Raw genomic sequence first — 25567 nt, forward strand, 5'->3', positions numbered from 1 at the left:
GTAGAACTGGTGGCGAGATTTCACTCGACCGATGCCAAAGGAGGCGCTGACCTTGGCGACAGAAGCAACAATGGCCGTCCGGGCCGGACGCGGCGTAAGGGGGATTGGCGGTTTCGTCGTGGTCACCGCGCTGACCTTCCTGGGCCTGCTGGCGATCACCTTCTTCATCGGGCGCGTGGTGCCCATCGACCCCGTGCTCTCGGTGGTCGGGGACCGCGCGACGCAAGCGCAATACGACGCGGCGCGCATCGCCATGGGGCTGGACCGGCCGATGGTCGTGCAGTTCTTCGACTACGTCTGGTCGGTGATGCAGGGCGACCTTGGCAAATCGATCTCGACCAACCGGCCTGTCGCCGACGATCTGCTGCGGGTCTTCCCGGCGACGCTCGAGATGGCCACCCTGGGCATCTTCATCGGTGTCGTCCTCGGCGTACCCGCCGGAGTCTGGGCCGCAACGCGACGCGGCGAATGGGTCGACCAGGTGATGCGCGTCTTCGCGCTGCTCGGCTACTCGGTGCCCGCCTTCTGGCTGGGCCTCGTCGGTCTGGCGATCTTCTATGCCGGTCTGGGCTGGGTCGCGGGGCCGGGGCGGCTGGACATCTTCTATGAGGGCCTGGTGCCCGCGCGCACCAATGTCATGCTGATCGACGCCGCGCTGGCGGGCGACTGGGATGTCTTCTGGAACGCGCTCTCGCATCTCGTGCTGCCGGCCTCGATCCTGGGCTTCTTCTCGCTGGCCTTCATCGCGCGGATGACCCGCAGCTTCATGCTGGACCAGCTGGGCCAGGAGTTCATCACCACCGCCCGCGTCAAGGGCGTGCCAGAATGGCGGGTGATCTGGGTGCATGGCTTCAAGCCGATCCGCGTGCCGCTGATCACCGTCATCGGCCTCAGCTACGCCGCGCTGCTGGAAGGGTCCGTGATGATCGAGACCGTCTTCAGCTGGCCCGGCATCGGCAACTACCTGACCACGGCGCTGCTGAATGCCGACATGAACGCCGTTCTGGGCGCGACGCTCGTGATCGGCTCTGTCTTCATCCTGATCAACAAGATCTCGGACGTGCTCTACCGCGTCCTCGACCCGAGGAGCAAATGATGAGCACCAGAGACTGGCTTCTTGACGACAGTCCCGCCACGCTGACCCAGGCCAACCTGGGCCGCGCCTGGCGGATGATGAGCGCGCTGATGCGCAATCCGCTGGCCGTGGCGGGTCTGCTGATCATCCTTCTGCTGCTGGCGACGGCGCTCTTCGCGCCCTGGATCGCGCCGGAAAGCCCCGTGGGGCAGAACCTGCAGGCGCGCCTGCTGCCGCCCTCGGCAGAGCATTGGATGGGCACCGACGAGCTGGGACGCGATATCTTCAGCCGCGTGGTCTATGGCTCTCGTATCACGCTGATGATCGTGGCGCTGGTCGCCGTGATCTCGGCCCCGCTGGGTCTGATCATCGGCGCGGTTGCGGGCTACTTCGGCGGCTGGGTCGACCGCATCCTGATGGGCCTGACGGACGTCTTCCTGTCGCTGCCCAAGCTGATCCTGGCGCTGGCTTTCGTCGCCGCCCTGGGACCGGGGATCGAGAACGCGATCATCGCCATCGCCATCACCGCTTGGCCCGCCTATGCCCGTATCGCACGGGCCGAGACGCTGACCTTCCGCAATGCCGAGTACATCCAGGCGGTGCGGCTGGTCGGCGGCTCCCACACCCGGATCATCACCCGGCACGTGCTGCCGCTCTGCACCTCTTCGATGATCGTGCGGGTGACGCTGGACATGGCGGGCATCATCCTGACCGCCGCCGGTCTGGGCTTCCTGGGTCTCGGCGCGCAGCCGCCGCTGCCGGAATGGGGGGCCATGATCTCGCGCGGGCGGACCTTCATCCTGGACCAGTGGTGGGTCGCCACCATGCCGGGCTTCGCCATCATCCTCGTCTCGCTGGGCTTCTGCTTCCTGGGCGACGGGCTGCGCGACGTGCTGGACCCGAAACAGGGGGGCGAGAAATGACCGAGGCACCGCTTCTGGAAATCGAGGACCTGCGGGTCAGCTTCGCCACCCCCAAGGGGCCGGTGGAGGTCGTGAAGGGCCTGAACCTGATCCTGGGCCGCGAAGAGCGCCTGGGCATCGTCGGCGAAAGCGGGTCGGGCAAGTCGATGACGGGCCGGTCGATCCTGCGGCTGATCCGGTCTCCGGGCAAGCAGACCGCCAAGACCCTGCGTTTCGACGGGCTGGACCTGATGGGCCAGAGCAACCGCGAGATGCGCCAGATCCGTGGCGCGCGGATCTCGATGATCATGCAGGATCCGAAGTTCTCGCTGAACCCGGTGATGACCATTGGCCACCAGATCGCCGAGGCGCTGCAGGTGCATGAAAAACTGCCCCGCCGCGACCTGCAGGCGCGGGTGATCGAGATGCTGAACTCCGTCCGCATCAACGAGCCCGAGCGGGTGGCGAAGATGTATCCGCACGAGGTTTCGGGCGGCATGGGGCAGCGGGTGATGATCGCCATGATGCTGATCCCGCGCCCGCAGCTGCTGATCGCGGATGAGCCGACCTCGGCGCTGGATGTCTCGGTTCAGGCGCAGGTGCTGGACCTGATCGAAGAGCTGGTGACCGGCAACGGCATGGGCCTGATCCTGATCAGCCACGACCTGAACCTGGTGGCGCGCTACTGCGACCGCATCCTGGTGATGAACGGCGGCGAGGTGGTCGAGGCCTGCGCGGCCAAGGATCTGCACAAGGCCAGCCATCCCTACACCAAGGGCCTGCTGGCGGCACAGCCGCGGATGCAGGAAACCCGAGACGAGCTGCCGGTCCTGGACCGCAGCGGAGGAGCAGGCACATGAGCAGCCCCGAGAATCCCAAAGCCGCGATTTCCCTCAAGGATCTGGATATCTCCTACGGCGACACCAAGGTGGTGCGCGATGTCACCTTCGACGTGGCGGAAGGCGAGAGCTTTGCCTTGGTCGGCGAGAGCGGGTCGGGCAAGTCGACCGTGCTCAAGGCCATCGCCGGGCTGGCCCCGGACTGGACCGGAGAGATCTCCGTGCTGGGCAAGCCGCGCGGCCATGGCACCGACCGTGCCTTCTCGGAAACCTGCCAGATGGTGTTCCAGGATCCCTATGCCTCGCTGCACCCGCGCAAGACCATCGACACTGTCCTGTCCGAGCCGCTGGCGATCCACGGCATCGGCAAGCGCAGCGAGAAGGTGGTCGAGATGCTCGGCGCCGTCGGCCTCGACCAGCGCTTCCGCTTCCGCTTTCCGCACCAGCTGTCGGGCGGGCAGCGCCAGCGTGTCGCCATCGCCCGCGCCCTGATGCTTGAGCCCAAGGTGATGCTGCTGGACGAGCCGACTTCGGCGCTGGATGTCTCGGTACAGGCCGAGATCCTGAACCTGCTGAAGCGGCTGCGCCGCGAACAGGGGCTGACCTACCTGATGGTCACCCACAACCTGCCGGTGGTCAGCTTCATGTGCGACCGCATGGCAGTGATGAACAAGGGCCGCATCGTCGAGATCGCCCCCAAGACCGCGCTCTATGACGGCAGCTTCGCCGATCCCTATACGCGCGACCTCTATGCCGCTTCGGGCGGCAACCCCGATGCCGATCCCGCGCTTGCGGCGGCATCAGAAAGCAAGGACCCCGCATGACCGATACGACCAAGGCGCTCGCCGATTTCACCACCGCCCTCGCGGCTGCCACGACCGAAGAGGCCGCCTTCGACGCGCTCTGCGCGCTGACCAAGGCGACGGTGGGGGCGAAGCTGTTCACCGTGATGACCTCGGACACCGAGGCCATGGTGGCGCGCCGCGCCTATACCGACGATGCGGTGAACTACCCGACCTCGGGCGAGAAGCCGATCACCCTGAACCGCTGGTTCGACCAGGTGCTGACCCAGCAGGAGGCCTTCGTCTCGAACTCCCTGGCCGATATCGACACCGTCTTCCCCGATGCCGAGCTGATCGGCAAGCTGGGCTGCGGCTCGGTTGTGAACCTGCCGCTGATCATCGGCGGCAAGGTCATCGCGACGATGAACATCCTGCATGAAGAGGGCTACTACACGCCCGAGCGCGTGGCCCAGATCCACGATCTGCTGCGCCTGCCGGCCACGGCGGCCTGTGCCGTGGCAATGGTGCTGCGCGCCTGATCAGGGCCGCCAACTGCCAGAAATCGGAAGCCGGCCAGCCCGAAAGGGTGGCCGGCTTCCTGCTTTTCAGGGGCCAGTCAAAGCAGGCAACTTTCCAGCCGCTTCTTCTCGAAGACATCCACCAACCCCATGTCGCTGAGGCGCGGGCCGGGGTTGCAGACGAGCGAAGCGCCGAAGAGTGCCTTGAAGACCAGGTAGGGCGGTTGCCAATCCACGAGGCGGTCCATCTCGGCACGGATCGCGGCGAATTGGGCTGCGATCTCCTCCAGCGGCGCGTCGCTGTAGAGCCCGGCAATCGGCAGCGCCAGCAGGTGAGAGACCTCGCCCCCCTGCGCCACCGCCAGCCCGCCGCCCGCCTCGCGCAGGGCATTGCCCGCGGCGGCCATGTCGGCGGGATCGCGGCCGAAGATCGTCAGGTTGTGGCTGTCGTGGCTGACACTGGTGGCGAAGGCACCGCGCCAGGTGCCCCAGTTCTCGAGGAAGGCCACCCGAGGCGGCGTACCGGCGCCGTGGCGGTTGATCACCGCCATGCGGATCATGTCGTCGGGCAGGACGAGCCGCCCCTCCTCGACCGCCACTTCGCGTTCGCCCCACTCGGGGAAGCGGGGCTTCGACAGGGTGGCGATGCGGGCGCTGCTGCCCTCTGCGGCGATCTCGAAATCGGCCTCCGTCAGCGGGGCCATCTTCATGGTGTCGCGCAGCGCGGCAGGCAGCGGCAGCGGGGATGGCGCCGTGCGCATCGCGCCGCCCTCGGCCACCAGCTTGCCATCGGTGATCACCGCTGCGGCCTTCACCGCCGCCACGTCGGCGAGCAGCACCAGGTCGGCGCGGCGGCCCGGTGCGACGAGGCCCAGGTCGCCGCGGCCGATACGGCTGGCGGCGTTCAGCGTCGCGGCGCGGTAGGCCCAGAGCGGCGGCAACCCGCATTGGATCAGCATGCGGATCACCGCGTCCAGCCCGCCCCGGTGCAGCAGGTCGTCGGGGAAGACATCATCGGTGCACAGGGTCACGGTCTGCGGCATCTCGCCAAGCGCCAGCAGCGCCTCGGCGAACTCGGGCAGCAGATGCGCGTGGGAGCCGCGCAGCTCGATGGTGAAACCGGCCTCGAGCTTGGCCATCAGATCGGCAGCCGAGGTCAGCTCGTGGTCTGTCTCGACGCCCGCGGCGGCAAAACCGGCAAGGTCTCCGCCCGTCAGGCCCCGGCCATGGCCGCAGAGCCTCTTGCCGCTCTCGAGCGCGGCATTGGCGATGCCGGTGACGCGCGGATCGCCATCCAGCAGCGGGTGCATGGTCATCAGCTCGGCGGCGCCTTGGATATCGTCGCGGGCCAGCCAGCGGGCCACCACCCCGGCGTCGAAGTCGCCGCCCGAGGCCTCGTAGCCGGGGGCAGAGGGCACGCAGGTCGGCATCAGCGGCATCAACCGCAGCGGCACGGCGGCGGCCTCGGCGCAGGCATGGGCCAGCCCCGCTTCGCCCGCCACATTGGCCAGCTCATGCGGGTCCCAGAGGGCCGTGGTCACGCCGCGCGGCACCACGGCCTCGGCATAGGCGGCGGGGCCGACCATGGAGCTTTCGACATGCATATGCGTGTCGATGAAACCGGGCACCAGGGTCTGGCCCTCGGCCTTCAGCACCTCGCCCGCGTCCGAGCGGCTGCCCGGCGCATGGACAGAGGCGATCAGCGGGCCGATCAGCCCGACGTCGGCGGCGCGGATGCGCCCGGTGACCATGTCCATCACCTGCGCGCCGGTGATCAGCAGGTCGAAGGGCGCCAACCCTCGGGCGGCGCGCACCGCGCGGGCGCGCAGCTCAGGGTCGTTCAGGTCTTGCGGAAAGCCCATCTCAGTCCACCGTCTTCAGCGCGGCAAGGCAGAGCCGCGCGGCATTGTCGTCGACGCCGGTGGCAAGGCGGGTGCGCCCCGCGCCTCCGGCGGTGAATGTCGTGGCCCCGTAGCTGTCATCCTGCGCAAGCGAGACCGCCATGGCGCGGGGTTCAAACCGCAGGGCCTCGGGCCGGGTGATGGCTAGCGCGGCGAGCGGATCATAGATCGCCATGCCGGGGCGCCCGCGCGAGAGGCCGATGTCCAGATAGCCGCCCAGCAGGTCGGCGGTAAGGGGGGGCGAGGGTGGCAGATCGTCGGGGGTGAAGGTGACCTTGCGGCAGGCCATCAGGTCCACCACCTCCAGCGGCAGCCCGGCGCGGGCGACGATATCGGCGGCCTCGGGATCGGCCAGGGCGTTGAACTCGGCGGCGGCCGAGTGGTTGCCCGGCCCGTCGCTGCCGCCCATCCACACCAGCCGCTGGATGCGCGCCGCGGCCTCGGGGTGGTCCTGCACCAGCCGGGCGATGTTGGTCAGCGGGCCAAGGGCAAGGACGTGGTCGCCGCCCGCCATCAGCCATGCGACCAGCGCCGCGACGGCATCAAAGGGGGGCGGGGGCAGGTCAACCTGCGGAAGATGGGCGCCGCGGCTCTGCATGCCGCGTGGTCCCAGGATGCGCTCTGCTGTCTCGGGCGCGCGCTTCAGGGGCCGGTCGGCGCCCGTATGCAGCGGGGCCGTGAAGCCGTAGTGCCGTGCCGCGCCCTGGGCATTGGCGATGACCTGCGGCAGCGGCGCATTGCCCGCCACCAGCGAGATCCCCGCGACCTCGACGCCCCCGTGCCGCAGCACCAGGAGCGCCCAGAGGTCATCGAAGCCGTAGTCGGTATCGACCCAGAGCCTCATGCGGCCAGCGGGCGGGCGGTGGCTTCGGGCAGGTCGAAGGAGAGCGTCTCTCCGATCGCCGCCTCGGGCAGGGCGATGTCGGCATCGGCCTTCACGGGGCCAAGGGCGGTCTCCAGCACGTATTCGCGGTGCGCGCCTGCGAAGGAGGTCGCCAGCACGCGGCCCTGATGCGGGCCGCTGCCCACGGTCACGCCATCCGGCCGCCAGGCCAGCATCGGGCTTTGCGGCACGAAGCCCAGCTCGAGCGCGCCATGGTCGGTGACGACCTTGCCACCCTCGGTGCGGAAGATGTTCTCGAAGCCCATGAAGTCTGCGGCAAAGGCGGTCTCTGGGCGGGCGTAGAGGTCGGCGGGGGTGCCGAGCTGCTCGATCTTGCCCGATTGCATCAGCACGATGCGGTCCGCCAGGGCCAGCGCCTCGGCCTGGTCGTGGGTGACGAAGACCATGGTGACGCCGGTTTCCTTCTGCACCCGCTGCAGCTCGGTCCGCATCTCGAGGCGCAGGCGGGCATCGAGGTTCGACAGCGGCTCGTCCAGCAGCAGCACCTTGGGCTTCATGACCAGCGAGCGGGCCAGCGCCAGGCGCTGTTGCTGACCGCCGGACATCTCGGCGGGCTTGCGGGTCTCGAAGCCCGTCAGGCCGACGGTGGCCAGACCTTCCTCGGTGCGGGCCTTGATCTCGGAGGCGGGCAGCTTCTGCAGGCGCAGGCCGAAGGCCACGTTCTCGAAGGCGTTGAGGTGCGGGAACAGGGCGTAGCTCTGGAACACCAGCCCGATGCCGCGCTTGTTCGCGGGCACGCGGGTCACGTCGCGCCCGTCGATATGGATGCTGCCAGAGGCCGGGTTCAGAAGCCCCGCAATGGCGCGCATGGTGGTGGTCTTGCCGCAGCCCGAGGGGCCGAGCAGGCAGATCAGCTCGCCTTCGCGGATCGACAGGTTCAGCTCGGGTACGGCGGTGGATTTGCCGTACATCAGGGTGACATCGGAGAGTTGGACGAAAGAGTCAGACATAGCGAGAGAATCCCAGCAGGCGTTCGGCAACGAAGACAATGGCAAGCGACATGAAGGCCAGAAGGGCCGAGAGCGCGGCGACGGAGGGGTCGAAGGTGATCTCCATGTAGGCCAGCATGTCGATGGGCAGGGTGCGGACCCCGGGGCCCGACAGGAACAGCGACACGGGCACCTGGTTGAAGGAGGTCACGAAGCCCAGGATGAAGGCGGCCAGCACGCCGCCTCGGATGTTCGGCAACACCACCTTGGTGAAGGCCTGGAAGCGCGAGCAGCCCAGCAGGACGGCGGCTTCCTCCATGTCGGCGCGCAGGTTGTGCATCGAGGACGACACGACGCGCACCGCATAGGGCAGCACCAGCGCCGTGTGGGCCATGAACAGCGCCAGCGTGACGGTCACGCCCGTGGGCACCACAAGGTAGCGCAGCAGCGCGAGGCCCACGATGATGCCGGGCACGATGATCGGGGCGGCGACGATGGTGCGGACGGTCTCCGCGCCGGGCAGGTCATAGCGGTTCAGCGCATAGGCGGCGGGCACGCCGAGCAGCAGCGCGGCCAGGGTGCCGAAGATCGCCAGCGCCATGGACAGCAGGAAGGAGGCGCGGAAGCTCTCGACGGTGAAGACCTTGAGATACCAGCGCAGGGTCAGCCCCTCGGGCGGGAAGGCCAGGTAGCTGGTGTCCGAGGCACCGGCGAGGATGATGATCAGGAAGGGGCCGATCAGGAAGGTCAGCGTCAGCCCGAGGATGATCCAGTTGGCCAGCAGGCGGGAAGAGGTGTTCATGGGATCTAGCTCCGGGCCGAGGCGATCTTCTTCAGCAGAAGGTTCGCCGAGAAGGACATGACGATCAGGATCATCGCGATCACGGAGGCCGAGACGAAGTCATTGCTGACGTTCACCCGCTGGTAGAGCAGCGTCTCCAGCATCAGCACCTTGGAACCACCGAGGATCGCGGGCGTGATGTAGGCGGTGAGCGAGCCGGTGAAGACCAGGGTGCCACCGATGACGAGGCCCTCCTTGGTCAGCGGCAGGATCACCTTGAAGAAGACGGCCAGCCAGCTGGCGCCGAGGACGCGGGCGGCGGGGATCACGTCGCGGGGGATGTTCTCCATCGCCGAGACAAGCGAGATGATCATCAGCGGCAGGAAGAGCTGCAGCAGGCCGAGGAAGACGGCGGTTTCGGTGAACAGCAGCCGCAGCGGCGTGTCGGAAAGGCCGAGGCCGGTGATCGTCTCGTTTACGATGCCGGTGCGGCCCAGGATGACGATCCAGGCATAGGTCCGTGCCACGGGTGAGATCATCAGCGGCAGGACGACCATCCCGAAGATGGTGCCCCGGCTTTTCGGCCCGAGGTTCACGATGCAGAAGGCCGCCGCATAGCCGATCACGGCGGCGGTCAGCGCCACCAGTGCGCCCAGCTTCAGCGTACGCAGGAAGACGGTGCGGTTGAGCGGTGTAGCGAAGAAGTCGATATAGCCCTGCAGCGACCAGCCGCCCTCGAAGCGGAAGGCTTCGGACAGCAGGATGCCAACGGGCACGAGAAAGAGCAGCGTCGAGAAGATGGCGGCCGGAAGGGCAAGGGCCAGGCCTTCGCGCGTGTTGCGGAACATGGGAACAATCCTGTCGTCGGGCAGCGGCGGGAAAAGGCCCCGGCGTGGAAGGGGGGAGCGCACACGCCGGGGCAGGTAGGAGGCAGGATGGGAGGCCCGCCTCCTGTCGGGTTACTGGATCACCTCGGTGTTCCACTGTTCGACCCATGCCTCGCGCTGCTCGACGATGTCGGCGGCGGGCATGATGTTCAGGTTGTCGATGACATCGGCGCCATAGGTCAGGTTCTCGGCGATCTCGTCAGAGACCACGACTTCCTTGTTGGCGGGGCTGTCCACCTGCATCTCGGCGACCTTGGTCTGGACCTCGGTCGAGAGCCAGTAGTCCATGAACTGGTAGGCCAGCTCTTCGTTGCCGTTGTCCTTGGTCATGATCATGACGTTCATGCCACCGGCCTGGCCCTCGACGGGATCGGCCCAGGCGAAGGGCAGGGCGGCCTCCTTGAAGCTGCCCCAGGCGAACTTGCCGACGGGCGCGGCGATGACTTCCTGCTGGTTCATCAGCTGCACCAGCTCGGAGGAACGCGAGTAGAAGGTCACGATGTCGTCGGCATGCTCGCCGATGGTCGAGATCACCGGGGCGTAGTCGCCGCTGCCGCCCATGGCGCGGTCGAGCATCATCAGGGTCAGCGGGCCCTGGGTGCCGGTGATGTTGGGCAGGGCCACCTGGCCGGCCAGCTCGTCGCTCAGCAGGTCGCCCCAGCTTTCGATTTCCAGCAGGTCCGAGCGGTAGACGATGGAGGAGGCGTAGTAGGTATACCCCACGGCCATGCCATCGCCGTTCGGGTCCTTGGCGCTGTCATAGAGCTTGTCGAAGTTCGACAGCTTTGCGGTGTCCAGCTCGGCCAGCAGGCCCTTCTGGGCCAGCGCCAGCGCATCCTGGGTCGAGATCACGGCCATGTCGATCACCGGATCGGCGGCGTTGGCTTCGATCTTGGCCATGCGCTCGACCGAGTTGCCGGTCTCGACGACGACGTCGCAACCGCAGATCTCTTCAAAGGGATCGTAGAGCGCTTCCTTGTACTGGTCCTGGGCGAAGGAATAGACCGAGATGGTCAGGGTCTTGTCCTGGGCCTGGGCCGCGGTGGCCAGGGCGGCAGCCGCACAGCCGAGCGCGAGGCGGGAGAGAGTGGTTTTCATCATTTGGCTCCTGTTGGGTCGGTTTCTGAGTGGTGGGAGGAGAGGGTGACGGAAAGATCCCGCCTGCGGGGCGGCCAGGTGGACTGGCGCAGCACCAGCCGCATCGGGATGGCGGAGACCGGCGCCGGGTCGGGGCGTCCGGCGATGCGCAGGGTCAGCACGTCCAGCGCCTGATCGGCGATGGCCTCGACATCCTGGGCAATGGTGGTCAGCTCGGGGTGCATGGCGGTGGCCAGGGGCAGATCGTCGAAGCCGGTCAGGCTGACGTCGCCCGGCACCGAAAGGCCCGCCCGGCTGAGATGGGAATGCGCGCCGAGCGCCAGCAGGTCCGAGGTGGCCATGACGCAGGTGGCGCCCTCTGCCACGAGACCGGGCAGGGCGCTCATGCCCTCTTCGCCCCAGACGGCGCAGGTGTGGGCTTCGGGTCCGAGGCCTTCGGTCATGCCGCGCATGCGGTCCTGCTGCACCTCCGAGGCCCGGTTGCCGCCCAGTAGGACGACGTTGCGGTGGCCCAGCTCGCCCAGGTGGGCGCCCAGCTGTCGGCCCCCGCCGCGGTGATCGGCGGCCACGGTGTTGCGTGGGTCCGAGGCGGTGTTGATCACCACCATCGGCACATCCATCTGCGGCGGAGCGGTGCCCAGCCGGGGTACGATGATGATCCCGTCGACGCCCCGCCCCACGAGCTGCGCCAGCGCCTCGTCCTGGCGTGCCGCGTCACCACGGCTGTCGGCGATCAGGATGCCCAGACCGCGCGCCTCGGCGGCAATCGACAGGTTCTGCGCGATACGGGGAAAGAGCGGGTTGGTCAGGTCCGGCATGACCAGGCCCAGGATGCCGCTCTGGCCGGTCTTCAGCGCCCGCGCCGCGCTGCTGGGACGATAGCCCAGCCGGCTTGCATGGTCGCGGATCTTCTCGGCCAGCTCTTCCGAGACCCGGCCCTTGCCACTGAGCGCATTGGAGACGGTGGCGGTCGAAACCCCCAGGTCACTGGCAATCTGTTTCAGGCTGGCCATGCGTTCACCTCACTTGGTGAAACGATTAAGCTAGCAGAAATCCTCGCGTCAATGTTTGATTTAACGATTAACCATCGTGAGGAGAGCCGCAGGGCCCTCGTTGCACATTTTCTGGGCAGCGGGGGTGGCGGGCCTGGGGCCAATGAAAACGGCGCCGCGGGGGTGCCGGGCGCCGTTCAGATGTCGTGGTCGCGGAAGGGGGGCTCAGGCCGCGAGGCCGCGCGCTCCCATGTCGAGGAACTTCTGGCGCCGCGCCTTGATCAGCGCCTTGCGGTCCATCCCGTCCATCTCTTTCAGCATCGCTTCCAGGGCACTGCCAACCGAGGTGATGGCGTCTTCGCGGGCGCGATGCGCGCCGCCGGTGGGTTCCCCGATGATGCGGTCGATCACGCCGAGGTAGTGAAGATCCTGCGCGGTCAGGCGCATGGCCTCGGCGGCCTCGCGCATCTTCTCGGAGTTCTTCCACAGGATCGAGGCGCAGCCCTCGGGCGAGATCACCGAGTAGATCGAATGTTCCAGCATGGCGACCTTGTTGGCGGCGGCAATGGCAACCGCGCCCCCCGAGCCGCCCTCGCCGATGATGACAGAGATCATCGGCACGCCGAGCTGCAGGCATTTCTCGGTCGAACGCGCGATGGCCTCGGACTGGCCGCGCTCTTCGGCACCCTTGCCGGGATAGGCGCCGGCGGTGTCGACGAGGCTGATCACCGGCAGGCCGAACTTGTCGGCCAGCTCCATCAGGCGGATCGCCTTGCGGTAGCCCTCGGGGCGGGCCATGCCGAAGTTGCGCTCGATCCGGGACTTGGTGTCATGGCCCTTCTCGTGGCCGATCACCATTACCGGACGGTCGCCCAGGCGGGCGAGGCCGCCCATGACGGCGAGGTCTTCGGCGAAGTTGCGGTCACCGGCCAGCGGCGTGAATTCCGAGAACAGCGCCTGGATGTAATCCTTGCAATGCGGGCGGTCGGGGTGCCGCGCCACCTGGCACTTCCGCCAGGGTGTCAGCTTGGCGTAGAGGTCCACCAGCATGTCGGCGGCCTTCTTGTCGAGGGCCGCAGCTTCGGATTCGATATCCATTTCCTCGCTCTGCCTGGCCATGGCCCGCAGCTCTTCGGCCTTGCCTTCGATCTCGGCAAGGGGACGTTCGAAATCGAGGTAATTCGTCATCTGGCGCTCCCGCTTCGGTCGCACGTTATATGCAGTCCATGGGGGCGAAGTGCAATATGGCAAGATTTGCCCCACCGGCTTCCGGCAGAGAAGGGCCGCTTGAATGGGCGTCGCAGGGGCAGGCAGAGGCCCCTCTGCACGGCGCATGTCCCGGCCGCAGGACCTGCTAGCCCGCCGCCAGTGCCAGGATCGCCTGCCGCGGAGAGCTGAGCACCGGCAGCCCCAGGTCCTGCAACGCCGTCGCGGCACCGGCCATGGAGGCCTGTGCCAGAACCACCACGTCAGCGCCCTCGCGGGCCAGGTCGGCGCGGATGGCCTGGGCGATATGGGCGTGGAAACGGTCGGTCTCGCCGGTCTCGAAAAGCGGCCAGGCCTCGGGCAGGGCGAGGGGGCGCAACGTGGTGCCTGCGTCGGTCAGGCTTTCCAGCAGCTCCAGGCTGGGCGCGCGGGTGCTTTCCAGCACGTAGACCATCAGGATGCGCCCGCCGATCCCGGCGGCGGTCTCCATCATCGGGCGATCGACGCGCAGCGCGCCCAGTTCCTCGGCCAGCGGGCCAAGGGTGGTGCAGGTGCAGATGAAGGGGCCATCAGCTTCGGCGGCCAGTCGGGCGATCTTCGGCCGCAGCGTCTCTGCCCGGCCCGCGCGGGCGTCCTCGAGCCAGTCCGGGTGGACGGCGTGGCGCAAGGGCAGGCCCGGCGCGAGACTGTCGCGCAGGGCATCGAAGGTCGCCACGTGGACCTCGGCGGTGTGAAGCATCAGGGCCATGGGCTACTGATAGAGCACCAGCACCAGGGACGCCACAAGCAGCCCCGCCATGGTCCAGTTGAACCCGCGCAGCAGGGCCGGGCGGTGCAGCAGGCGGCGCAGCTGCTGGCCCATCAGGATCCAGGCCGAGTTCGACGGGATCGCCACCAGGGCGAAACAGGCGGCGATGAGCAGCACGTAAGAGAGCTCTCTCTCGGGGGCGTAGAGGGTGATGGCGCTCATCCCCATGGCCCAGGCCTTGGGGTTCACCCACTGGAAGGCGGCGGCCTGCAGGAAGGTCAGCGGCTTGCCCTCGGGCGCATCGCTGCTTTCCGGCGGGGCGGCATGGGCGATCTTCCAGGCGAGATAGAGCAGGTAGGCCCCGCAGGCGACCATCAGCACCTGGCGTACCACCGGGTAGAGGTCGAAGACCTGCATCAGGCCAAGCCCGACCAGCGCCACCATGACAGAGAAGCCGACCGCGATGCCCAGCATATGCGGCACCGTGCGACGATAGCCGTAGTTGGCCCCCGAGGCCATGACCATCAGGTTGTTGGGGCCGGGGGTGATGGTGCCGACAAGGCAGAAGGCGAAGATCGCCGAGAAGAGCTGGAGGGTCATCGGGGGGGCTCCGGGGCGGGGCGCGGTGGCGCCGGAATGTCTGTTGGATGCAATCCTAGAGCGGCTTCGCCGGAATGAGGTTGCAAAATGACGTGTCAGACGTGCTACTTTGCAATCCATGGCGAAGATGGATGACCTCAACCGAAAGATATTGCGTGAATTGACCCGCGACGGGCGGATCTCGAATCTCGACCTGGCAGAGCGCGTGGGGCTCTCGCCCTCGGCCTGCCTGCGCCGGGTGCAGGAGCTGGAGCGTTCGGGCGTGATCCTGGGGTATCGCGCGGTGCTGGATGCCGAGGCCATGGGAGCGGGCTTCATCGCCTATGCCTCGGTCGGGCTCTCCGAGCACACCAAGGCCGCGCAGGAGGCCTTCGAGGCCGCCATGACCGCCGCTCCGGAATGCCGTGAATGCCACAACATCACCGGGTCGCGCGAATACCTGCTGCGGATCGAGGCCGAGAGCCTCGCCGCCTACAAGCGTTTTCATACGGATGTGCTGGGCACGCTGCCCCATGTCTCGGCCCTGACCACCTATGTGGTCATGGGCTCTCCGAAGGACGAGCGCGCCTGAGCCGGGCTCACTTGCAGTAGCCGGCCTGCTCCTGGATCGCCTGGGCCGAGCCCGAGAGGTCGATGGGCAGGGCCTGGCCGTCGATCACCAGCTCGGAGCCGCGGCGCAGGTCGCCGAGGAAGGCCTCCAGCTGATCCGCGCCCGAGAAGGCGATGCGGTAGCCGTGGATATCCCCCTGCGAGATCGCGGGGTCGGGGGTGACGCCGGTGGCTTCCAGCGGGAAGGTCATGGCGCGGCCGTCGACGCGGAAGATCGTCTTGGGCTCTTCGAGGTCGGTGCCGAAGCCCAGCCGGACAGAGCGGCCATCGCCCTCGCAGCGGATCGAGAAGTAGTCACCTTCGACCGCGCGTTCCTGGCTCAGGTACATCAGCAGGCCGTTCTTGCCGGCTTCCTTGCTTTGCAGCCAGTGCTCGGAAAAGATCTTCGCCACGTCGTTTTCGACCACGTCCTGCGCGGCGAGCGGCAGGGGGCTGGCGAGAAGGGCAAGGCTGAGGGCGGTGCGAATGGCGCGCATCTGTCATCTCCGGGAGGTACTGCTTGGGGCAACCTATACCGGATTCGCGCGCTGCCAAGGCCTGAGTCGGATCTGGGCGAACCCCTGCCCATGAGACTGCCCATGTGCTTGCAGACGTGATTCGCCCATACGTCAGCGCATCTTGCGGCGCCGGCGCCGCGGTCTGACCATGCGATCGGGTATGTTTGGCGCTTGCAGGCTTGGGAAAAAAGAAGCGCCCGCGAGTCCTCCTCACGCGGGCGCCCCACCGAGCGAGCAGCGGTCAGACCCCGCAAGCAATCAGCTCGGCTTGTTTCACGATCACTTCTGCCTGTTTGATAGATGCAATGTCAACAAGTCTTCCCTTGAAGACCGTCGCGCCCGCCCCGGTGCGCTTGGCGTCCTCCATGGCCGCAAGGATTGCGCGGGCCTCCGAGACCTTCTCCTCGGACGGGGTGAAGACCTCGTTGGCCAGGGCGATCTGCTTCGGGTGAATGGCCCATTTGCCGACCATGCCCAGGGTGGCAGAGCGGCGAGACTGCGCCCGGTAGCCCTCGTCATCGGAGAAATCGCCGAAGGGGCCGTCGACCGGCAGCAGCCCGTGGGTGCGGCAGGCGGCGACGATGGCGGTCTGTGCCCAGTGCCAGGGATCGCCCCAGTATTTCTGCCCCTCGCGCAGCATGTAGTAGTCTTCCTGGGTGCCGCCGATGCCTGTGGTCTGCATCCCCATGGAGGCGGCGAAATCCGCGGCGCCCAGGCTCATGGCCTGCATCCGGGGTGAGGCGGCGGCGATTTCTTCCACATGGGCCAGGCCGGCGGCGCTTTCGATGATCACCTCTAAGCCGATGCGCTTGCTCCGGCCCTTCGCGGTCTCGATGGCGCTGACCAGCGCGTCGACGGCGTAGATGTCGGCGGCGCAGCCCACCTTGGGGATCATGATCTGGTCCAGCCGGTCGCCGCATTGCTCCAGCAGGTCGACCACGTCGCGGTACCACCAGGGCGTATCCAGCCCGTTGATTCGCACCGAAAGCGTCTTGTTGCCCCAATCGACCGCGCCGATGGCCTCGATCACATTGGCGCGGGCCTGTGCCTTGTCGTCGGGCGCCACGGCGTCCTCGAGGTCCAGGTTGATCACATCGGCCGCCGAGGCCGCCATCTTGGCGAAGAGCTTGGTGTTGGAGCCGGGGCCGAAGAGCTGGCAGCGATTCGGCCGCGCCGGGGGTTGGGGCTGAACGCGGAAGGACATTTCGGCCTCCTTGAAAGGAAATTACACATAGACTGCTTGTAGGGTTATTAAGTTGCGCGATGGATTGCAAGGCGGATTTTGCGCCGCAGCATGGTTCTGCGTCGCGGCGGCAGGATCTTCGAAAGAGCGCTCAGAATCCGGGAGATACTGGCGGGATTCCCGCCAGGCGCGCGCAATTCGCAAGCACCTTGATGGGAAAACCACGCAAGCTGGGGGCAAATATCCTCAGGGAGACCATAGACATGATCGAGACCCCGTATCTTCTGTTCCTCGGCGACGCCCCCGACGCTCTGGCTGCGAAAGTGGCTCAGGGCATCAAGGACTGGCGCCCCGGCAACTGCGTTGGCCAGTTCCGCATGGAAGGCTGCAAGGCCGACATGAAGCTGACCGACATGACCCTGGCCGAGGCCAAGGCCGCCGGCGCCAAGACGCTGGTGATCGGTGTCGCCAACCGCGGCGGCGTGATCTCTCCGGCCTGGAAGAAGGTGCTGATCGCGGCGCTGGAAGAGGGCTTCGACATCGCCTCTGGCCTGCACAACCTGCTGCGCAACGAGGAAGACCTCGTCGCCGTTGCCAAGGCCTGCGGCCGCACCCTGCACGACGTGCGTATCCCCTCGGTCCAGTATCCGATCGCCACCGGCGTGAAGCGCAAGGGCAAGCGTTGCCTGGCCGTCGGCACCGACTGCTCGGTCGGCAAGATGTACACCGCCCTGTGCATGGACAAGGAAATGAAGGAACGCGGGCTGAAGTCCAGCTTCCGCGCCACCGGCCAGACCGGCATCCTGATCACCGGCGACGGTGTGCCGCTTGACGCGGTAATCGCCGACTTCATGGCGGGCTCCATCGAGTACCTGACGCCCGACAACGATGATGACCACTGGGACATGATCGAGGGCCAGGGCTCGCTCTTCCACGCCTCCTACTCGGGCGTGACCATGGCGCTGATCCACGGCGGCCAACCGGACGCGCTGGTGCTCTGCCACGAGCCGACCCGCGAACACATGCGCGGCCTGCCCGACTACAAGCTGCCCTCGCTGCAGCAGGTGCGGGACATGGCCATGGGCCTGGCCTCCTGGGTGAACCCGGACGTTAAGGTCGTGGGCATCTCGGTGAACACGCAGCACATGTCCGAAGAGGACGCCCGCGCCTACCTGGCGAAGGTCGAGGAAGAGATGGGCCTGCCCGCAACCGACCCCTACCGCTACGGCGCCGGCCCGCTGGTCGACGCGCTGGCTGCGCTCGGCTGATCGGATCGACCCGCCGGGGGCATGGATGTCTCCGGCGGGCAAATTCTCGGCAAGATGAAGGAGGGGCTTTCGATGAAGATCGAGGTGACCCGCGATACCTTTCCCCTGGCCCAGGTGTTCCGCATCAGTCGCGGCGCCCGGACCGAGGCGGAGGTGCTGACCGTCACGCTGGATGATGGCACCCACCAGGGCCGGGGCGAATGCGTGCCCTATGCCCGCTACAACGAGACCCTGGCTTCGGTCGAGGCGCAGATCGCCGCGCTGCCGCCGGACATCACACGCAAGGGCCTGCAGGATCTGCTGGAAGCCGGTGCCGCGCGCAATGCCGTGGACTGCGCGCTCTGGGATCTCGAGGCCAAACGCGCCGGCAAGCGCGTCTGGGAACTGGCCGGCCTCGAGGCGCCCAAGCCCGAGGTCACCGCCTATACCCTGTCGCTGGACGAACCGGCGGCGATGGAGGCCCAGGCCGCGAAGAACGCCTGGCGGCCGCTGCTGAAGATCAAGCTCGGCACCCCCGACGACATGCCCCGGCTGGAAGCCGTGCGGCGCGGCGCGCCCAAGTCGACGATCATCGTCGATGCCAACGAAGGCTGGTCCGCCGAGGTCTACGCTGATCTCGCGCCGCATCTGGTGCGCCTTGGCGTGGCGCTGGTCGAGCAGCCGCTGCCGGCAGGGCTGGACGAGGCGCTGATCGGCATGGAGCGTCCGGTGCCCGTCTGCGCCGACGAAAGCTGCCATGACCGCGCCAGCCTGCCCGATCTGAAGGGCAAGTACGACGTGGTGAACATCAAGCTCGACAAGACCGGCGGCCTGACCGAGGCGCTCGAGCTGCGGAAAGCCGCGCTGGCCGAGGGCTACAAGGTGATGGTCGGCTGCATGGTCGGCTCCTCTCTGGCCATGGCACCCGCCGTGCTGGTGGCGCAGGGGGCGATGATCACCGATCTGGATGGCCCGCTGCTGATGGCGAAGGACCGCGATGCGGCGCTGCAATACGACGAGGCCGGAGTGCATCCGTCGACGGCCGTGCTCTGGGGCTGAGCCGCTGTCCGGGCGCCTGCGCCCGGCGTGAGGTCCGGCGGACCTCTCGTGTGGCGAACGGTCGGTGGACCGGACGTTGGGATCACTCCCGCCCTGCGCCCTTGGCGCAGGCCTGTCCGGCAGGTGCAGGGTGGATGCAAATCCACCTTCCGCCCCCTGCTTTCACCGCCCGCCCGCGCGCAATCGAACATGCCGGAGGCCCTATCGCCACCGGCATCCGGCAGACCGTTGATTTCCCTTCCGGCGGTCTGCCAGCTAAATCTCTGGCCTCGACGCAGTCCGGGGGCTAACAGGACAACGAGAGACGCGGGCCAGCCCCGCCAGCGACAGGAGAAAGGCCCATGAGCCGCATCGTCTACGTGAATGGTGAGTATATCCCCGAGGCAGAGGCCAAGGTTTCGATCTTCGACCGTGGTTTCCTGATGGCCGATGGCGTCTACGAGGTGACCTCGGTGCTGGGCGGCAAGCTGATCGACTTCGCGGGCCACGCCAAGCGCCTCGAGCGCTCGCTGAACGAGCTCGACATGCCCGCCCCCTGCACCATGGACGAGCTGCTGGAGATCCACCGCCAGCTGGTCGAGAAGAACGACATCGACGAAGGCCTGGTCTACCTGCAGGTCACTCGTGGCTCGGACGGCGACCGCGATTTCGTCTTCCCCGACCCCGAGACCACCAAGCCGACCCTGGTGCTGTTCACGCAGAACAAACCCGGCCTGGCCGACAGCCCGGCGGCCAAGAAAGGTGCCAAGATCCTCTCGGTCCCGGACATCCGCTGGCACCGCCGCGACATCAAGACCGTGCAGCTGCTCTACCCCTCCATGGCCAAGATGATGGCCAAGAAGGCCGGCTGCGACGACGCCTGGCTGGTCGAGGACGGTTTCGTCACCGAGGGCTCGTCGAACAACGCCTATATCGTCAAGGGCAACAAGATCATCACCCGTGAGCTGTCGACCGACATCCTGCACGGCATCACCCGCGCCGCGGTGCTGAAGCTGGCCGCCGAGGCGCAGATGGAAGTCGAAGAGCGCAACTTCACCATCGAGGAAGCCCAGCAGGCGGATGAGGCCTTCACGACCTCCGCCTCTGCCTTCGTCATGCCGGTGGTCGAGATCGACGGCACCCAGCTGGGCGACGGCACGCCGGGCAAGACCGCCCTGCGCCTGCGCGAGATCTACCTGGACGAAATGCGCAAGGCCGCCGTCTGAGGCGGGACGTGGAAGGTGGGATGGCTCCCACCCTATGGATTTGGCGAGGCGCGGGCGAAAGCCCGCGCCTTTCTGCCGTTTGGCGGGCCGGGACGTGGCGGGGCTGTGCGAATCCCCCGCGCCGTGCCAAGGCTGCGCCGATTGTCCGAGAGAGCCCCATGCGCGCCGCCCTGTTCCTAGCCCCGCTGCTTTGCCTTGCCACCCCCGCCGCCGCGGACCTTTGCCGCTATCGTCCCGGCGAGGTGCTGTCGGATGTCGGCGGCTCGATGCTGGGCGATGCGATCCGCAGCGGCGCGGGCTTCGACCTGTCTGACGTGGCCTCGGGTGCCAACCTGCTGAGCCCCAGCCCCGACGGCAACCGGATCGCCGAGGTCACGGGCGTCGTCGCCGCCGCGGTCTCGGCCCCGGTCTCGGTGGTCGCGGGGGTCATCGGCATCTCGGCCTTCGAGGGCGTCTGTTCCCTGCGCGAGGCGCGGCGCAGCGACAGCGCCGCGGTGCTGGATGTCCTGCTCTACATGGCGGAAGACGCCGACCCCGCCCGCTTTGTCCTGCTGGACGCCGACAGGGGGCCGGAGGCGGCGGTGCTGCGCCTGATCGATCCCGAGGGCGTGGCACGGGACTACACGGTCAGCGACCTCGAGATCGTAGACGGCGAGCTGCGCGAGCGCCGCCTCGGTCGCAACCGAGTGCTGGGCAAGGTCACCTTCCGCATGCCCGCCGAAACCCTGATACTGGGCGATGAGCCCTACCGCCTGGAGATGCCCGAGGGCCCGGCACCGCTGCCCGATGTCTCGGTGGCGCCGCTGCCTCCGGGACCGCCGCCGCTGCCCGAGGGACCGGTCGCGCGGCCCAAGACGGTGAAGCCCGCACCGCCCATGCAGAACTGACGCCGGGCAGGAATGACGGCAGCCGCAACTGAAAAAGGCCCGAGCAGAGCTCGGGCCTTTTCGCGTTTCAGGGGCGTGGCGTTCAGGCCAGCTCGGTCTTGGGCTCAGGCTCGTGCTTGTGCACGTCGCCATCGCGGGAGGCGATCTTGAGCACAGTGAAGCCCAGCACCGCCGAGATGGCAGAGCCGGTCAGCACGCCGAGGCGGACCGAGTTCATCAGCGTGGGATCGGCGAAGCTGAGCGTGCCGATGAAGAGCGACATGGTGAAGCCGATACCGGCAAGGCAGGCGACACCGTAGATATGCGCCCAGTTGGCCCCCGTGGGCATGCGGGCGATGCCGGTCTTCACCATCACCCAGACCACGCCGAAGACACCCACCTGCTTGCCCAGCACAAGGCCACCCGCGATGCCGAGCGCCAGCGGGTCCAGCAGGTCGGCGAAGGTCAGCCCGGTCAGGTTCACGCCCGCGTTGCCGAAGGCAAAGAGCGGCACGATGAAGAACAGCACATAGGGCGAGAGACCATGCTCGAGCGCGTGCAGGGGCGACTTGCCGTAGCGGTCCTTGATCGGGATGAAGAAGGCCGCCAGCACGCCCGCCAGGGTCGCGTGGACGCCGGACTTCAGCACCAGGAACCACAGCACCACCGCCAGCAGCAGGGTCGGCGCGATCCGGTGCGCCTTGCGGCGCAGCTGGATGTACATGCCGGCCAGCGGGATCAGCGCCAGGAACAGGTAGTCGATCTGCAGATCGGCCGTGTAGAAGAGCGCGATCACCACGATGGCGCCCATGTCATCCAGGATCGCCAGCGTCAGCAGGAAGATCTTAAGCGACGAGGGCACCTTGGGGCCGACAAGCGCCAGCACGCCGAGCGCGAAGGCAATGTCGGTCGCCGCCGGGATGGCCCAGCCACCCAGGGTCGCGGAATTGCCGAGGTTCAGAGAGACATAGACGATCGCCGGGCAGGCCATGCCGGCAATCGCCGCCACGCCGGGCATCACCACGTCCGCCGGGTTCTTCAGCTTGCCTTCCAGCAGCTCGTATTTCAGTTCGAGCCCGACCAGGAAGAAGAAGATCGCCATCAGACCGTCGTTGATCCAATGCAGCAGCGAGTTCTTCAGCTCGCTCTCCCCGAAGGAGATCTTTAGATAGGTGTGCAGCCAGTCGTCATAGGCCGGCCCCAGAGAGGAATTGGCGACGATCAGCGCCAGGGCAGTTGCCAGGATCAGGAATATCCCGCCCGAAGCATCACTCGAAAAAAATCTGTCCAACTCGCGCCGTAGCCCCATTCCCGTCTCCTCGTCTATTCCAGGTCTTGAACATGCTTTTTGCCTCGGGGGCGAACCTCAAGGCATCATGATGCAGATGGGGTCTCCGGTGCCCGGCTCAAGAGCCAGTTAACCGAAAAGTGACCCTATCGGTTACTTTTCGTTGACGTTCTCTTTGAAAGCCTTGCTGAAAGCTTCCTGCTGCGCGTCGCTGGCCTCGGACTGGTGCTGCGACTTCCACTGGTCATAGGGCATGCCGTAGAAGATCTCTCGCGCCTCTTCCTTGTCCATGTCGATGCCACGCTCCTGCGCGGCTTCCATGTACCAGCGGCTGAGGCAGTTGCGGCAGAACCCGGCCAGGTTCATCAGGTCGATGTTCTGCACATCGGTGCGCTTTTCCATCAGGTGCGCGCGCAGGGTGCGGAAGGCGGCTGCCTCCAGTTCGATGCGGGTCTGGTCGTCCATGATGTCCTCCTGTGTCATCCCTGAGATAGGCCGCCGCGCTTGCGGAAGGAAGCCCTGGGGATGCGGGCGGTCTCGACGCCGAGGGCGATCTCGGGCGGCAGATGCGCCTCGAGCACCGTCATCACCGCATCCGCCAGCTCGACGTGCTGGCTTTCAGGACGCGAGTCCATCAGGCGCAGGCAGACATTGACGAAGCCCGGTTCGCCCGAGAGCAGGCGGAAGGCGCTGACTTCGTGGGCGCGCAGCTTCACGGCGCTTTCGGGGACCTCGGGGTGGGCCGCCATGGCGGCGCAGAGCGCGTCGGGCAGGGCCGGGGGCAGGGCGAGGCCGCCGAATTCGATCACGATATGGGGCATGGGGCCTCCGGTCTGGTCAGGCTGGGTAGTCGGGCAGGGCGATGCGGGTGCCGCGCGGCAGCTCGGCGGCCAGGGCCTCGCCCGCGGCATGGGTCAGTTGCAGGATATCGGCATCGACAGGGCCGTCGAGGCGTAGCTCGACCAGCGGCAACCCGTCTTCGGGCAGCGGCTGCTCTTCGGCCAGCAGGCCGAAGTCGTCCATCTCTTCCATGTAGGGCGCAAGGCCCGAGAGGATGCCGACGAGGGCCCGGTAGGGCACCTCCAGCCCGTGGAAGTCGATGATCAGGCGGGTGCCGCTGGCAACGTCTTCGCTCATAGCCCGGTCTCCGCCAGCACCTCTTCCAGGATCGGCGCCAGGCGCTCGGCCCAGGCGCGCTGCTGCTCGGGCGTGGCGATCAGGTCGTTGCGCAGCTCGATCAGCACATTGGGCAAGCCATGGGCGATGGCGTGGCGGTCGACCGCATCGCCGGGCAGGTGGCCACCATAGGGCTCGTTGGCACCGACGCAGAGGTCGGGCTCCTGCGCGAGGCGCGCGATCAGCGGCGCCGAGAGGCGTTCGTCGGCGGCATAGAGCACGCCGATCTGCCAGGGGCGCGGCGGGCGGCCCTTCAGCTGCGGCGTGAAGGAATGGATCGACAGGTAGACGCGATCCGCGCGGGCGGCGACCAGCTGACCGAGGGCGGCGTGGTAGGGCCGGTAGCAGGCCTCCAGCCGCGCCTCCAGCTCTGCCGGGCCGGCGTGGCGGTTGCCGGGGATGATCGTACCGTCATAGAGCTTCATCAGCAGCGTCGGATCGTCCTCGCCGCGGTTCGGGTCGATCACCAGGCGCGAGAAGTTCGACAGGATCGCAGGCGCATCAAGCACTTCGCCAAGCGCCGCGGTGACCCCCGCCGCGCCCGGATCATAGGCGATATGGCGGGACATCTCGCTTTGGGACAGCCCAAGACTACCGTCGCCGACGAATCCCGGTACGGTGTTGGCAGCATGATCGCAGGTGACAAGCCAGCGGGACGGACGCTCCTGTCCAAGGATTTGGTAAGGGACATATGTCATCCGGCTGTCACCTCTATTCGAGACATATAGGCGCCATTGGCAATCGCAACGCCGCGCTTTAGTGTAGATGTGAACGCTAACATTCCCGGCGGGGCCGGGAAGCGACAACGGGGATGACCTTAATGAGACGTCAGCGCAACACGAAAATCGTCGCCACCCTGGGCCCGGCGTCCTCGGACTACGAGACGATCCGCGCGCTTCATGAAGCCGGGGCGGATGTCTTCCGTCTGAACATGTCCCACGGCAGCCATGACGAGATCCGCGAACGCCACCGCATCATCCGCCGCATCGAGCGGGACCTGGACTCGGTGATCGGCATCCTCGCCGACCTTCAGGGCCCGAAGCTGCGCGTTGGCACCTTCGCCTCGGAAGACGGTGAGGATCTGGTCGAGGGCCAGGACTTCCGCCTCGACCTGGACACGACGCCCGGCACCTCCGAGCGGGTGAACCTGCCCCACCCCGAGATCTTCGCGGCGCTCGAGCCCGGCTCCTCCCTGCTGGTCAACGACGGCAAGATCCGCCTCAAGGTGAAGGACTGCGGCCCCGATTTCGCCGATTGCGAAGTCACCGTCGGCGGCACGATTTCCAACCGCAAGGGCGTGAACGTCCCCGACGTGGTGCTGCCGCTGGCCGCGCTGTCGGAGAAGGACCGCAAGGACCTGGAGTTCACCTGTCAGCTGGGTGTCGACTGGATCGCGCTCAGCTTCGTGCAGCGCCCCGAGGACATGCACGAGGCCCGCAAGCTGGTCGATGGCCGCGCCGCCGTCCTGGCCAAGATCGAGAAACCCGCCGCGGTGAAGAGCTTCGACGAGATCCTCGAGGTGTCCGACGGTATCATGGTCGCCCGTGGTGACCTGGGCGTCGAACTGCCCGTCCACGCGGTGCCGCCGATCCAGAAGCGCCTGATCCGCAAGTGCCGCGCCGCGGCCAAGCCGGTGATCGTCGCCACCCAGATGCTGGAATCCATGATCGAGAGCCCGATGCCCACGCGGGCCGAGGTCTCGGACGTGGCCGCCGCCATCTACGAGGGCACCGACGCCGTGATGCTCTCGGCGGAATCGGCCGCCGGTCAGTACCCGGTCGAAGCGGTCAAGACGATGGACAACGTGGCCCAGGAGGTCGAGGGCGACAAGCTCTACCGCGAGGTGATCGAGGCGCAGCGGTCGTCCATCTCGGGCGTGGGCTCGGTGGCAGAAGGCATCGTGGCCGCCTCGCGCGAGATCGCCGAGACGACCAACATCTGCGCCATCTGCTGTTTCACCCAGTCCGGCACCACCGCGCTTCTGGTCAGCCGTGAAAAGCCCCGCGTGCCGATCCTGGCGCTGACCTCGCTGCGCGGCACCGCGCGGCGTCTGACCCTGTCCTGGGGCGTTATGAACCTGGTCGTCGGCGAGTTGTCGCGCTTCAAGCAGGCCGTGGTCAATGCCGCCCGTGGCGCCCGCACCACCGGCCTGGCCGGAGAGAACGACTCGATCGTCGTGACCGCCGGTGTGCCCTTCAACACCTCGGGCACCACCAACATCCTGCGCGTCGCCCCCTGTGAAGAGCGCCTGATCTTCGCAGCCGACCCCGAGTAA

28 protein-coding genes are annotated in these 25567 nt (G+C 67.2%); 11 read left to right on the forward strand and 17 right to left on the reverse strand.

Annotated features, from left to right (window positions below):
- Window positions 1–70 precede the first annotated feature (70 nt).
- From CRO50_RS03985 to CRO50_RS04005, 5 genes are read left to right on the forward strand one after another with little or no spacing between them, the layout of a single operon-like run.
- Window positions 71–1096 carry an ABC transporter permease gene (locus tag CRO50_RS03985; RefSeq protein WP_097144554.1) on the forward strand — a complete coding sequence of 342 codons (1026 nt, stop codon included), beginning with the start codon at window positions 71–73 and terminating at the stop codon, window positions 1094–1096.
- Window positions 1096–1998 carry a nickel transporter permease gene (gene nikC, locus CRO50_RS03990; RefSeq protein ID WP_198431776.1) on the forward strand — a complete coding sequence of 301 codons (903 nt, stop codon included), beginning with the start codon at window positions 1096–1098 and terminating at the stop codon, window positions 1996–1998. The genes CRO50_RS03985 and nikC overlap by 1 nt, the downstream gene beginning before the upstream one ends.
- Window positions 1995–2837, forward strand: a complete 843-nt coding sequence (locus tag CRO50_RS03995) for an ABC transporter ATP-binding protein (RefSeq protein WP_097144556.1) — start codon at window positions 1995–1997, stop codon at window positions 2835–2837. The genes nikC and CRO50_RS03995 overlap by 4 nt, the downstream gene beginning before the upstream one ends.
- On the forward strand, window positions 2834–3640 hold the full coding sequence (locus tag CRO50_RS04000; RefSeq protein ID WP_097144557.1) for an ABC transporter ATP-binding protein: 807 nt from the start codon (window positions 2834–2836) through the stop codon (window positions 3638–3640). Before CRO50_RS03995 ends, CRO50_RS04000 begins: the two co-directional genes overlap by 4 nt.
- The gene (locus CRO50_RS04005; protein ID WP_097144558.1) at window positions 3637–4137 is read left to right on the forward strand and encodes a GAF domain-containing protein; all 501 of its coding nucleotides are present in this window, start codon (window positions 3637–3639) and stop codon (window positions 4135–4137) included. Before CRO50_RS04000 ends, CRO50_RS04005 begins: the two co-directional genes overlap by 4 nt.
- Window positions 4138–4214: 77 nt before the next feature.
- Here CRO50_RS04005 and CRO50_RS04010 read toward each other — a convergent pair whose 3' ends face one another.
- The 10 genes from CRO50_RS04010 to CRO50_RS04055 form a co-directional block, all read right to left on the reverse strand.
- A complete protein-coding gene (locus CRO50_RS04010) occupies window positions 4215–5978 on the reverse strand; it encodes an adenine deaminase (RefSeq protein WP_097144559.1) in 1764 nt (587 codons plus the stop codon).
- A gap of 1 nt (window position 5979) precedes the next feature.
- The gene (locus CRO50_RS04015) at window positions 5980–6861 is read right to left on the reverse strand and encodes a nucleoside hydrolase (RefSeq protein ID WP_097144560.1); all 882 of its coding nucleotides are present in this window, start codon (window positions 6859–6861) and stop codon (window positions 5980–5982) included.
- Entirely contained in the window at window positions 6858–7871 is a 1014-nt protein-coding gene (locus tag CRO50_RS04020) for an ABC transporter ATP-binding protein (protein WP_097144561.1), read from the reverse strand. The genes CRO50_RS04015 and CRO50_RS04020 overlap by 4 nt, the downstream gene beginning before the upstream one ends.
- A complete protein-coding gene (locus CRO50_RS04025) occupies window positions 7864–8652 on the reverse strand; it encodes an ABC transporter permease (protein WP_097144562.1) in 789 nt (262 codons plus the stop codon). Before CRO50_RS04025 ends, CRO50_RS04020 begins: the two co-directional genes overlap by 8 nt.
- Window positions 8653–8657: 5 nt before the next feature.
- Entirely contained in the window at window positions 8658–9479 is an 822-nt protein-coding gene (locus CRO50_RS04030; RefSeq protein WP_097144563.1) for an ABC transporter permease, read from the reverse strand.
- A 111-nt stretch (window positions 9480–9590) separates the two neighbouring features.
- Complete coding sequence (locus CRO50_RS04035) at window positions 9591–10616, reverse strand: ABC transporter substrate-binding protein (protein ID WP_097144564.1); 1026 nt, start codon at window positions 10614–10616, stop codon at window positions 9591–9593.
- Window positions 10616–11629, reverse strand: a complete 1014-nt coding sequence (locus CRO50_RS04040) for a LacI family DNA-binding transcriptional regulator (protein WP_097144565.1) — start codon at window positions 11627–11629, stop codon at window positions 10616–10618. Before CRO50_RS04040 ends, CRO50_RS04035 begins: the two co-directional genes overlap by 1 nt.
- Window positions 11630–11833: 204 nt before the next feature.
- On the reverse strand, window positions 11834–12796 hold the full coding sequence (locus tag CRO50_RS04045; protein WP_097144566.1) for an acetyl-CoA carboxylase carboxyltransferase subunit alpha: 963 nt from the start codon (window positions 12794–12796) through the stop codon (window positions 11834–11836).
- Between the two features lie 166 nt (window positions 12797–12962).
- Window positions 12963–13562 carry a hypothetical protein gene (locus CRO50_RS04050; protein ID WP_097144567.1) on the reverse strand — a complete coding sequence of 200 codons (600 nt, stop codon included), beginning with the start codon at window positions 13560–13562 and terminating at the stop codon, window positions 12963–12965.
- 3 nt (window positions 13563–13565) lie between these two features.
- Window positions 13566–14162, reverse strand: a complete 597-nt coding sequence (locus CRO50_RS04055; protein WP_097144568.1) for a LysE family translocator — start codon at window positions 14160–14162, stop codon at window positions 13566–13568.
- Between the two features lie 118 nt (window positions 14163–14280).
- Between CRO50_RS04055 and CRO50_RS04060 the strand changes: the two genes are divergently transcribed.
- Window positions 14281–14733 carry an Lrp/AsnC family transcriptional regulator gene (locus CRO50_RS04060; protein WP_097144569.1) on the forward strand — a complete coding sequence of 151 codons (453 nt, stop codon included), beginning with the start codon at window positions 14281–14283 and terminating at the stop codon, window positions 14731–14733.
- Between the two features lie 7 nt (window positions 14734–14740).
- On the opposite strand, the gene CRO50_RS04065 is transcribed toward CRO50_RS04060, so the two are convergent.
- Window positions 14741–15247: a hypothetical protein gene (locus CRO50_RS04065; RefSeq protein ID WP_097144570.1), complete on the reverse strand. Its 507-nt coding sequence runs from the start codon at window positions 15245–15247 to the stop codon at window positions 14741–14743.
- A 262-nt stretch (window positions 15248–15509) separates the two neighbouring features.
- Window positions 15510–16472 (reverse strand): L-malyl-CoA/beta-methylmalyl-CoA lyase, encoded by a 963-nt coding sequence (locus CRO50_RS04070; protein ID WP_097144571.1) that lies wholly within the window; start codon window positions 16470–16472, stop codon window positions 15510–15512.
- 242 nt (window positions 16473–16714) lie between these two features.
- Here CRO50_RS04070 and dgcN point away from each other — a divergent pair, with 242 nt between their 5' ends.
- The 4 genes from dgcN to CRO50_RS04090 all read left to right on the forward strand — a co-directional run bounded on the left by dgcN (window position 16715) and on the right by CRO50_RS04090 (window position 20849).
- Entirely contained in the window at window positions 16715–17719 is a 1005-nt protein-coding gene (dgcN, locus tag CRO50_RS04075) for an N-acetyltransferase DgcN (protein WP_097144572.1), read from the forward strand.
- A 72-nt stretch (window positions 17720–17791) separates the two neighbouring features.
- Window positions 17792–18757: an N-acetyl-D-Glu racemase DgcA gene (gene dgcA, locus CRO50_RS04080; protein ID WP_097144710.1), complete on the forward strand. Its 966-nt coding sequence runs from the start codon at window positions 17792–17794 to the stop codon at window positions 18755–18757.
- A 341-nt stretch (window positions 18758–19098) separates the two neighbouring features.
- Window positions 19099–19962: a D-amino-acid transaminase gene (locus CRO50_RS04085; protein WP_097144573.1), complete on the forward strand. Its 864-nt coding sequence runs from the start codon at window positions 19099–19101 to the stop codon at window positions 19960–19962.
- A 158-nt stretch (window positions 19963–20120) separates the two neighbouring features.
- A complete protein-coding gene (locus CRO50_RS04090) occupies window positions 20121–20849 on the forward strand; it encodes a hypothetical protein (RefSeq protein ID WP_097144574.1) in 729 nt (242 codons plus the stop codon).
- Window positions 20850–20931: 82 nt separating this feature from the next.
- On the opposite strand, the gene nhaA is transcribed toward CRO50_RS04090, so the two are convergent.
- The 5 genes from nhaA to CRO50_RS04115 all read right to left on the reverse strand — a co-directional run bounded on the left by nhaA (window position 20932) and on the right by CRO50_RS04115 (window position 23990).
- Window positions 20932–22137, reverse strand: coding sequence for a Na+/H+ antiporter NhaA (nhaA, locus tag CRO50_RS04095; protein WP_097144575.1), 1206 nt, complete (start codon window positions 22135–22137; stop codon window positions 20932–20934).
- Window positions 22138–22269: 132 nt separating this feature from the next.
- The gene (locus CRO50_RS04100; protein WP_097144576.1) at window positions 22270–22581 is read right to left on the reverse strand and encodes a DUF1244 domain-containing protein; all 312 of its coding nucleotides are present in this window, start codon (window positions 22579–22581) and stop codon (window positions 22270–22272) included.
- Window positions 22582–22595: 14 nt separating this feature from the next.
- Window positions 22596–22937: a 5-carboxymethyl-2-hydroxymuconate Delta-isomerase gene (locus CRO50_RS04105; RefSeq protein ID WP_097144577.1), complete on the reverse strand. Its 342-nt coding sequence runs from the start codon at window positions 22935–22937 to the stop codon at window positions 22596–22598.
- A 16-nt stretch (window positions 22938–22953) separates the two neighbouring features.
- On the reverse strand, window positions 22954–23253 hold the full coding sequence (locus CRO50_RS04110) for a hypothetical protein (protein ID WP_097144578.1): 300 nt from the start codon (window positions 23251–23253) through the stop codon (window positions 22954–22956).
- Window positions 23250–23990: an N-formylglutamate amidohydrolase gene (locus CRO50_RS04115; protein WP_097144579.1), complete on the reverse strand. Its 741-nt coding sequence runs from the start codon at window positions 23988–23990 to the stop codon at window positions 23250–23252. Before CRO50_RS04115 ends, CRO50_RS04110 begins: the two co-directional genes overlap by 4 nt.
- Window positions 23991–24112: 122 nt before the next feature.
- On the opposite strand from CRO50_RS04115, the gene pyk reads away from it, so the two are divergent.
- Complete coding sequence (gene pyk / locus CRO50_RS04120) at window positions 24113–25567, forward strand: pyruvate kinase (RefSeq protein ID WP_097144580.1); 1455 nt, start codon at window positions 24113–24115, stop codon at window positions 25565–25567.

This window comes from Pseudooceanicola antarcticus (assembly GCF_900215355.1).
Lineage (GTDB): Bacteria > Pseudomonadota > Alphaproteobacteria > Rhodobacterales > Rhodobacteraceae > Pseudooceanicola > Pseudooceanicola antarcticus.

Excerpts from the sequence above, each read along its gene's own strand:
- CRO50_RS04065 (WP_097144570.1), bottom strand. The coding sequence starts at position 15,247 with ATGCGCGCCATTCGCACCGCCCTCAGCCTTGCCCTTCTCGCCAGCCCC.
- CRO50_RS04085 (WP_097144573.1), top strand. The coding sequence starts at position 19,099 with ATGAGCCGCATCGTCTACGTGAATGGTGAGTATATCCCCGAGGCAGAG.
- CRO50_RS04020 (WP_097144561.1), bottom strand. The coding sequence starts at position 7,871 with ATGTCTGACTCTTTCGTCCAACTCTCCGATGTCACCCTGATGTACGGC.
- CRO50_RS03995 (WP_097144556.1), top strand. The coding sequence starts at position 1,995 with ATGACCGAGGCACCGCTTCTGGAAATCGAGGACCTGCGGGTCAGCTTC.
- CRO50_RS04010 (WP_097144559.1), bottom strand. The coding sequence starts at position 5,978 with ATGGGCTTTCCGCAAGACCTGAACGACCCTGAGCTGCGCGCCCGCGCG.
- CRO50_RS04090 (WP_097144574.1), top strand. The coding sequence starts at position 20,121 with ATGCGCGCCGCCCTGTTCCTAGCCCCGCTGCTTTGCCTTGCCACCCCC.
- CRO50_RS04030 (WP_097144563.1), bottom strand. The coding sequence starts at position 9,479 with ATGTTCCGCAACACGCGCGAAGGCCTGGCCCTTGCCCTTCCGGCCGCC.
- CRO50_RS04040 (WP_097144565.1), bottom strand. The coding sequence starts at position 11,629 with ATGGCCAGCCTGAAACAGATTGCCAGTGACCTGGGGGTTTCGACCGCC.
- dgcA (WP_097144710.1), top strand. The coding sequence starts at position 17,792 with ATGAAGATCGAGGTGACCCGCGATACCTTTCCCCTGGCCCAGGTGTTC.
- CRO50_RS04100 (WP_097144576.1), bottom strand. The coding sequence starts at position 22,581 with ATGGACGACCAGACCCGCATCGAACTGGAGGCAGCCGCCTTCCGCACC.
- CRO50_RS04055 (WP_097144568.1), bottom strand. The coding sequence starts at position 14,162 with ATGACCCTCCAGCTCTTCTCGGCGATCTTCGCCTTCTGCCTTGTCGGC.
- CRO50_RS04115 (WP_097144579.1), bottom strand. The coding sequence starts at position 23,990 with ATGACATATGTCCCTTACCAAATCCTTGGACAGGAGCGTCCGTCCCGC.
- CRO50_RS03985 (WP_097144554.1), top strand. The coding sequence starts at position 71 with ATGGCCGTCCGGGCCGGACGCGGCGTAAGGGGGATTGGCGGTTTCGTC.
- nhaA (WP_097144575.1), bottom strand. The coding sequence starts at position 22,137 with ATGGGGCTACGGCGCGAGTTGGACAGATTTTTTTCGAGTGATGCTTCG.
- CRO50_RS04005 (WP_097144558.1), top strand. The coding sequence starts at position 3,637 with ATGACCGATACGACCAAGGCGCTCGCCGATTTCACCACCGCCCTCGCG.
- CRO50_RS04015 (WP_097144560.1), bottom strand. The coding sequence starts at position 6,861 with ATGAGGCTCTGGGTCGATACCGACTACGGCTTCGATGACCTCTGGGCG.
- nikC (WP_198431776.1), top strand. The coding sequence starts at position 1,096 with ATGAGCACCAGAGACTGGCTTCTTGACGACAGTCCCGCCACGCTGACC.
- CRO50_RS04050 (WP_097144567.1), bottom strand. The coding sequence starts at position 13,562 with ATGGCCCTGATGCTTCACACCGCCGAGGTCCACGTGGCGACCTTCGAT.
- pyk (WP_097144580.1), top strand. The coding sequence starts at position 24,113 with ATGAGACGTCAGCGCAACACGAAAATCGTCGCCACCCTGGGCCCGGCG.
- CRO50_RS04045 (WP_097144566.1), bottom strand. The coding sequence starts at position 12,796 with ATGACGAATTACCTCGATTTCGAACGTCCCCTTGCCGAGATCGAAGGC.
- CRO50_RS04110 (WP_097144578.1), bottom strand. The coding sequence starts at position 23,253 with ATGAGCGAAGACGTTGCCAGCGGCACCCGCCTGATCATCGACTTCCAC.
- CRO50_RS04035 (WP_097144564.1), bottom strand. The coding sequence starts at position 10,616 with ATGAAAACCACTCTCTCCCGCCTCGCGCTCGGCTGTGCGGCTGCCGCC.
- CRO50_RS04105 (WP_097144577.1), bottom strand. The coding sequence starts at position 22,937 with ATGCCCCATATCGTGATCGAATTCGGCGGCCTCGCCCTGCCCCCGGCC.
- CRO50_RS04070 (WP_097144571.1), bottom strand. The coding sequence starts at position 16,472 with ATGTCCTTCCGCGTTCAGCCCCAACCCCCGGCGCGGCCGAATCGCTGC.
- CRO50_RS04060 (WP_097144569.1), top strand. The coding sequence starts at position 14,281 with ATGGCGAAGATGGATGACCTCAACCGAAAGATATTGCGTGAATTGACC.
- CRO50_RS04000 (WP_097144557.1), top strand. The coding sequence starts at position 2,834 with ATGAGCAGCCCCGAGAATCCCAAAGCCGCGATTTCCCTCAAGGATCTG.
- CRO50_RS04025 (WP_097144562.1), bottom strand. The coding sequence starts at position 8,652 with ATGAACACCTCTTCCCGCCTGCTGGCCAACTGGATCATCCTCGGGCTG.
- dgcN (WP_097144572.1), top strand. The coding sequence starts at position 16,715 with ATGATCGAGACCCCGTATCTTCTGTTCCTCGGCGACGCCCCCGACGCT.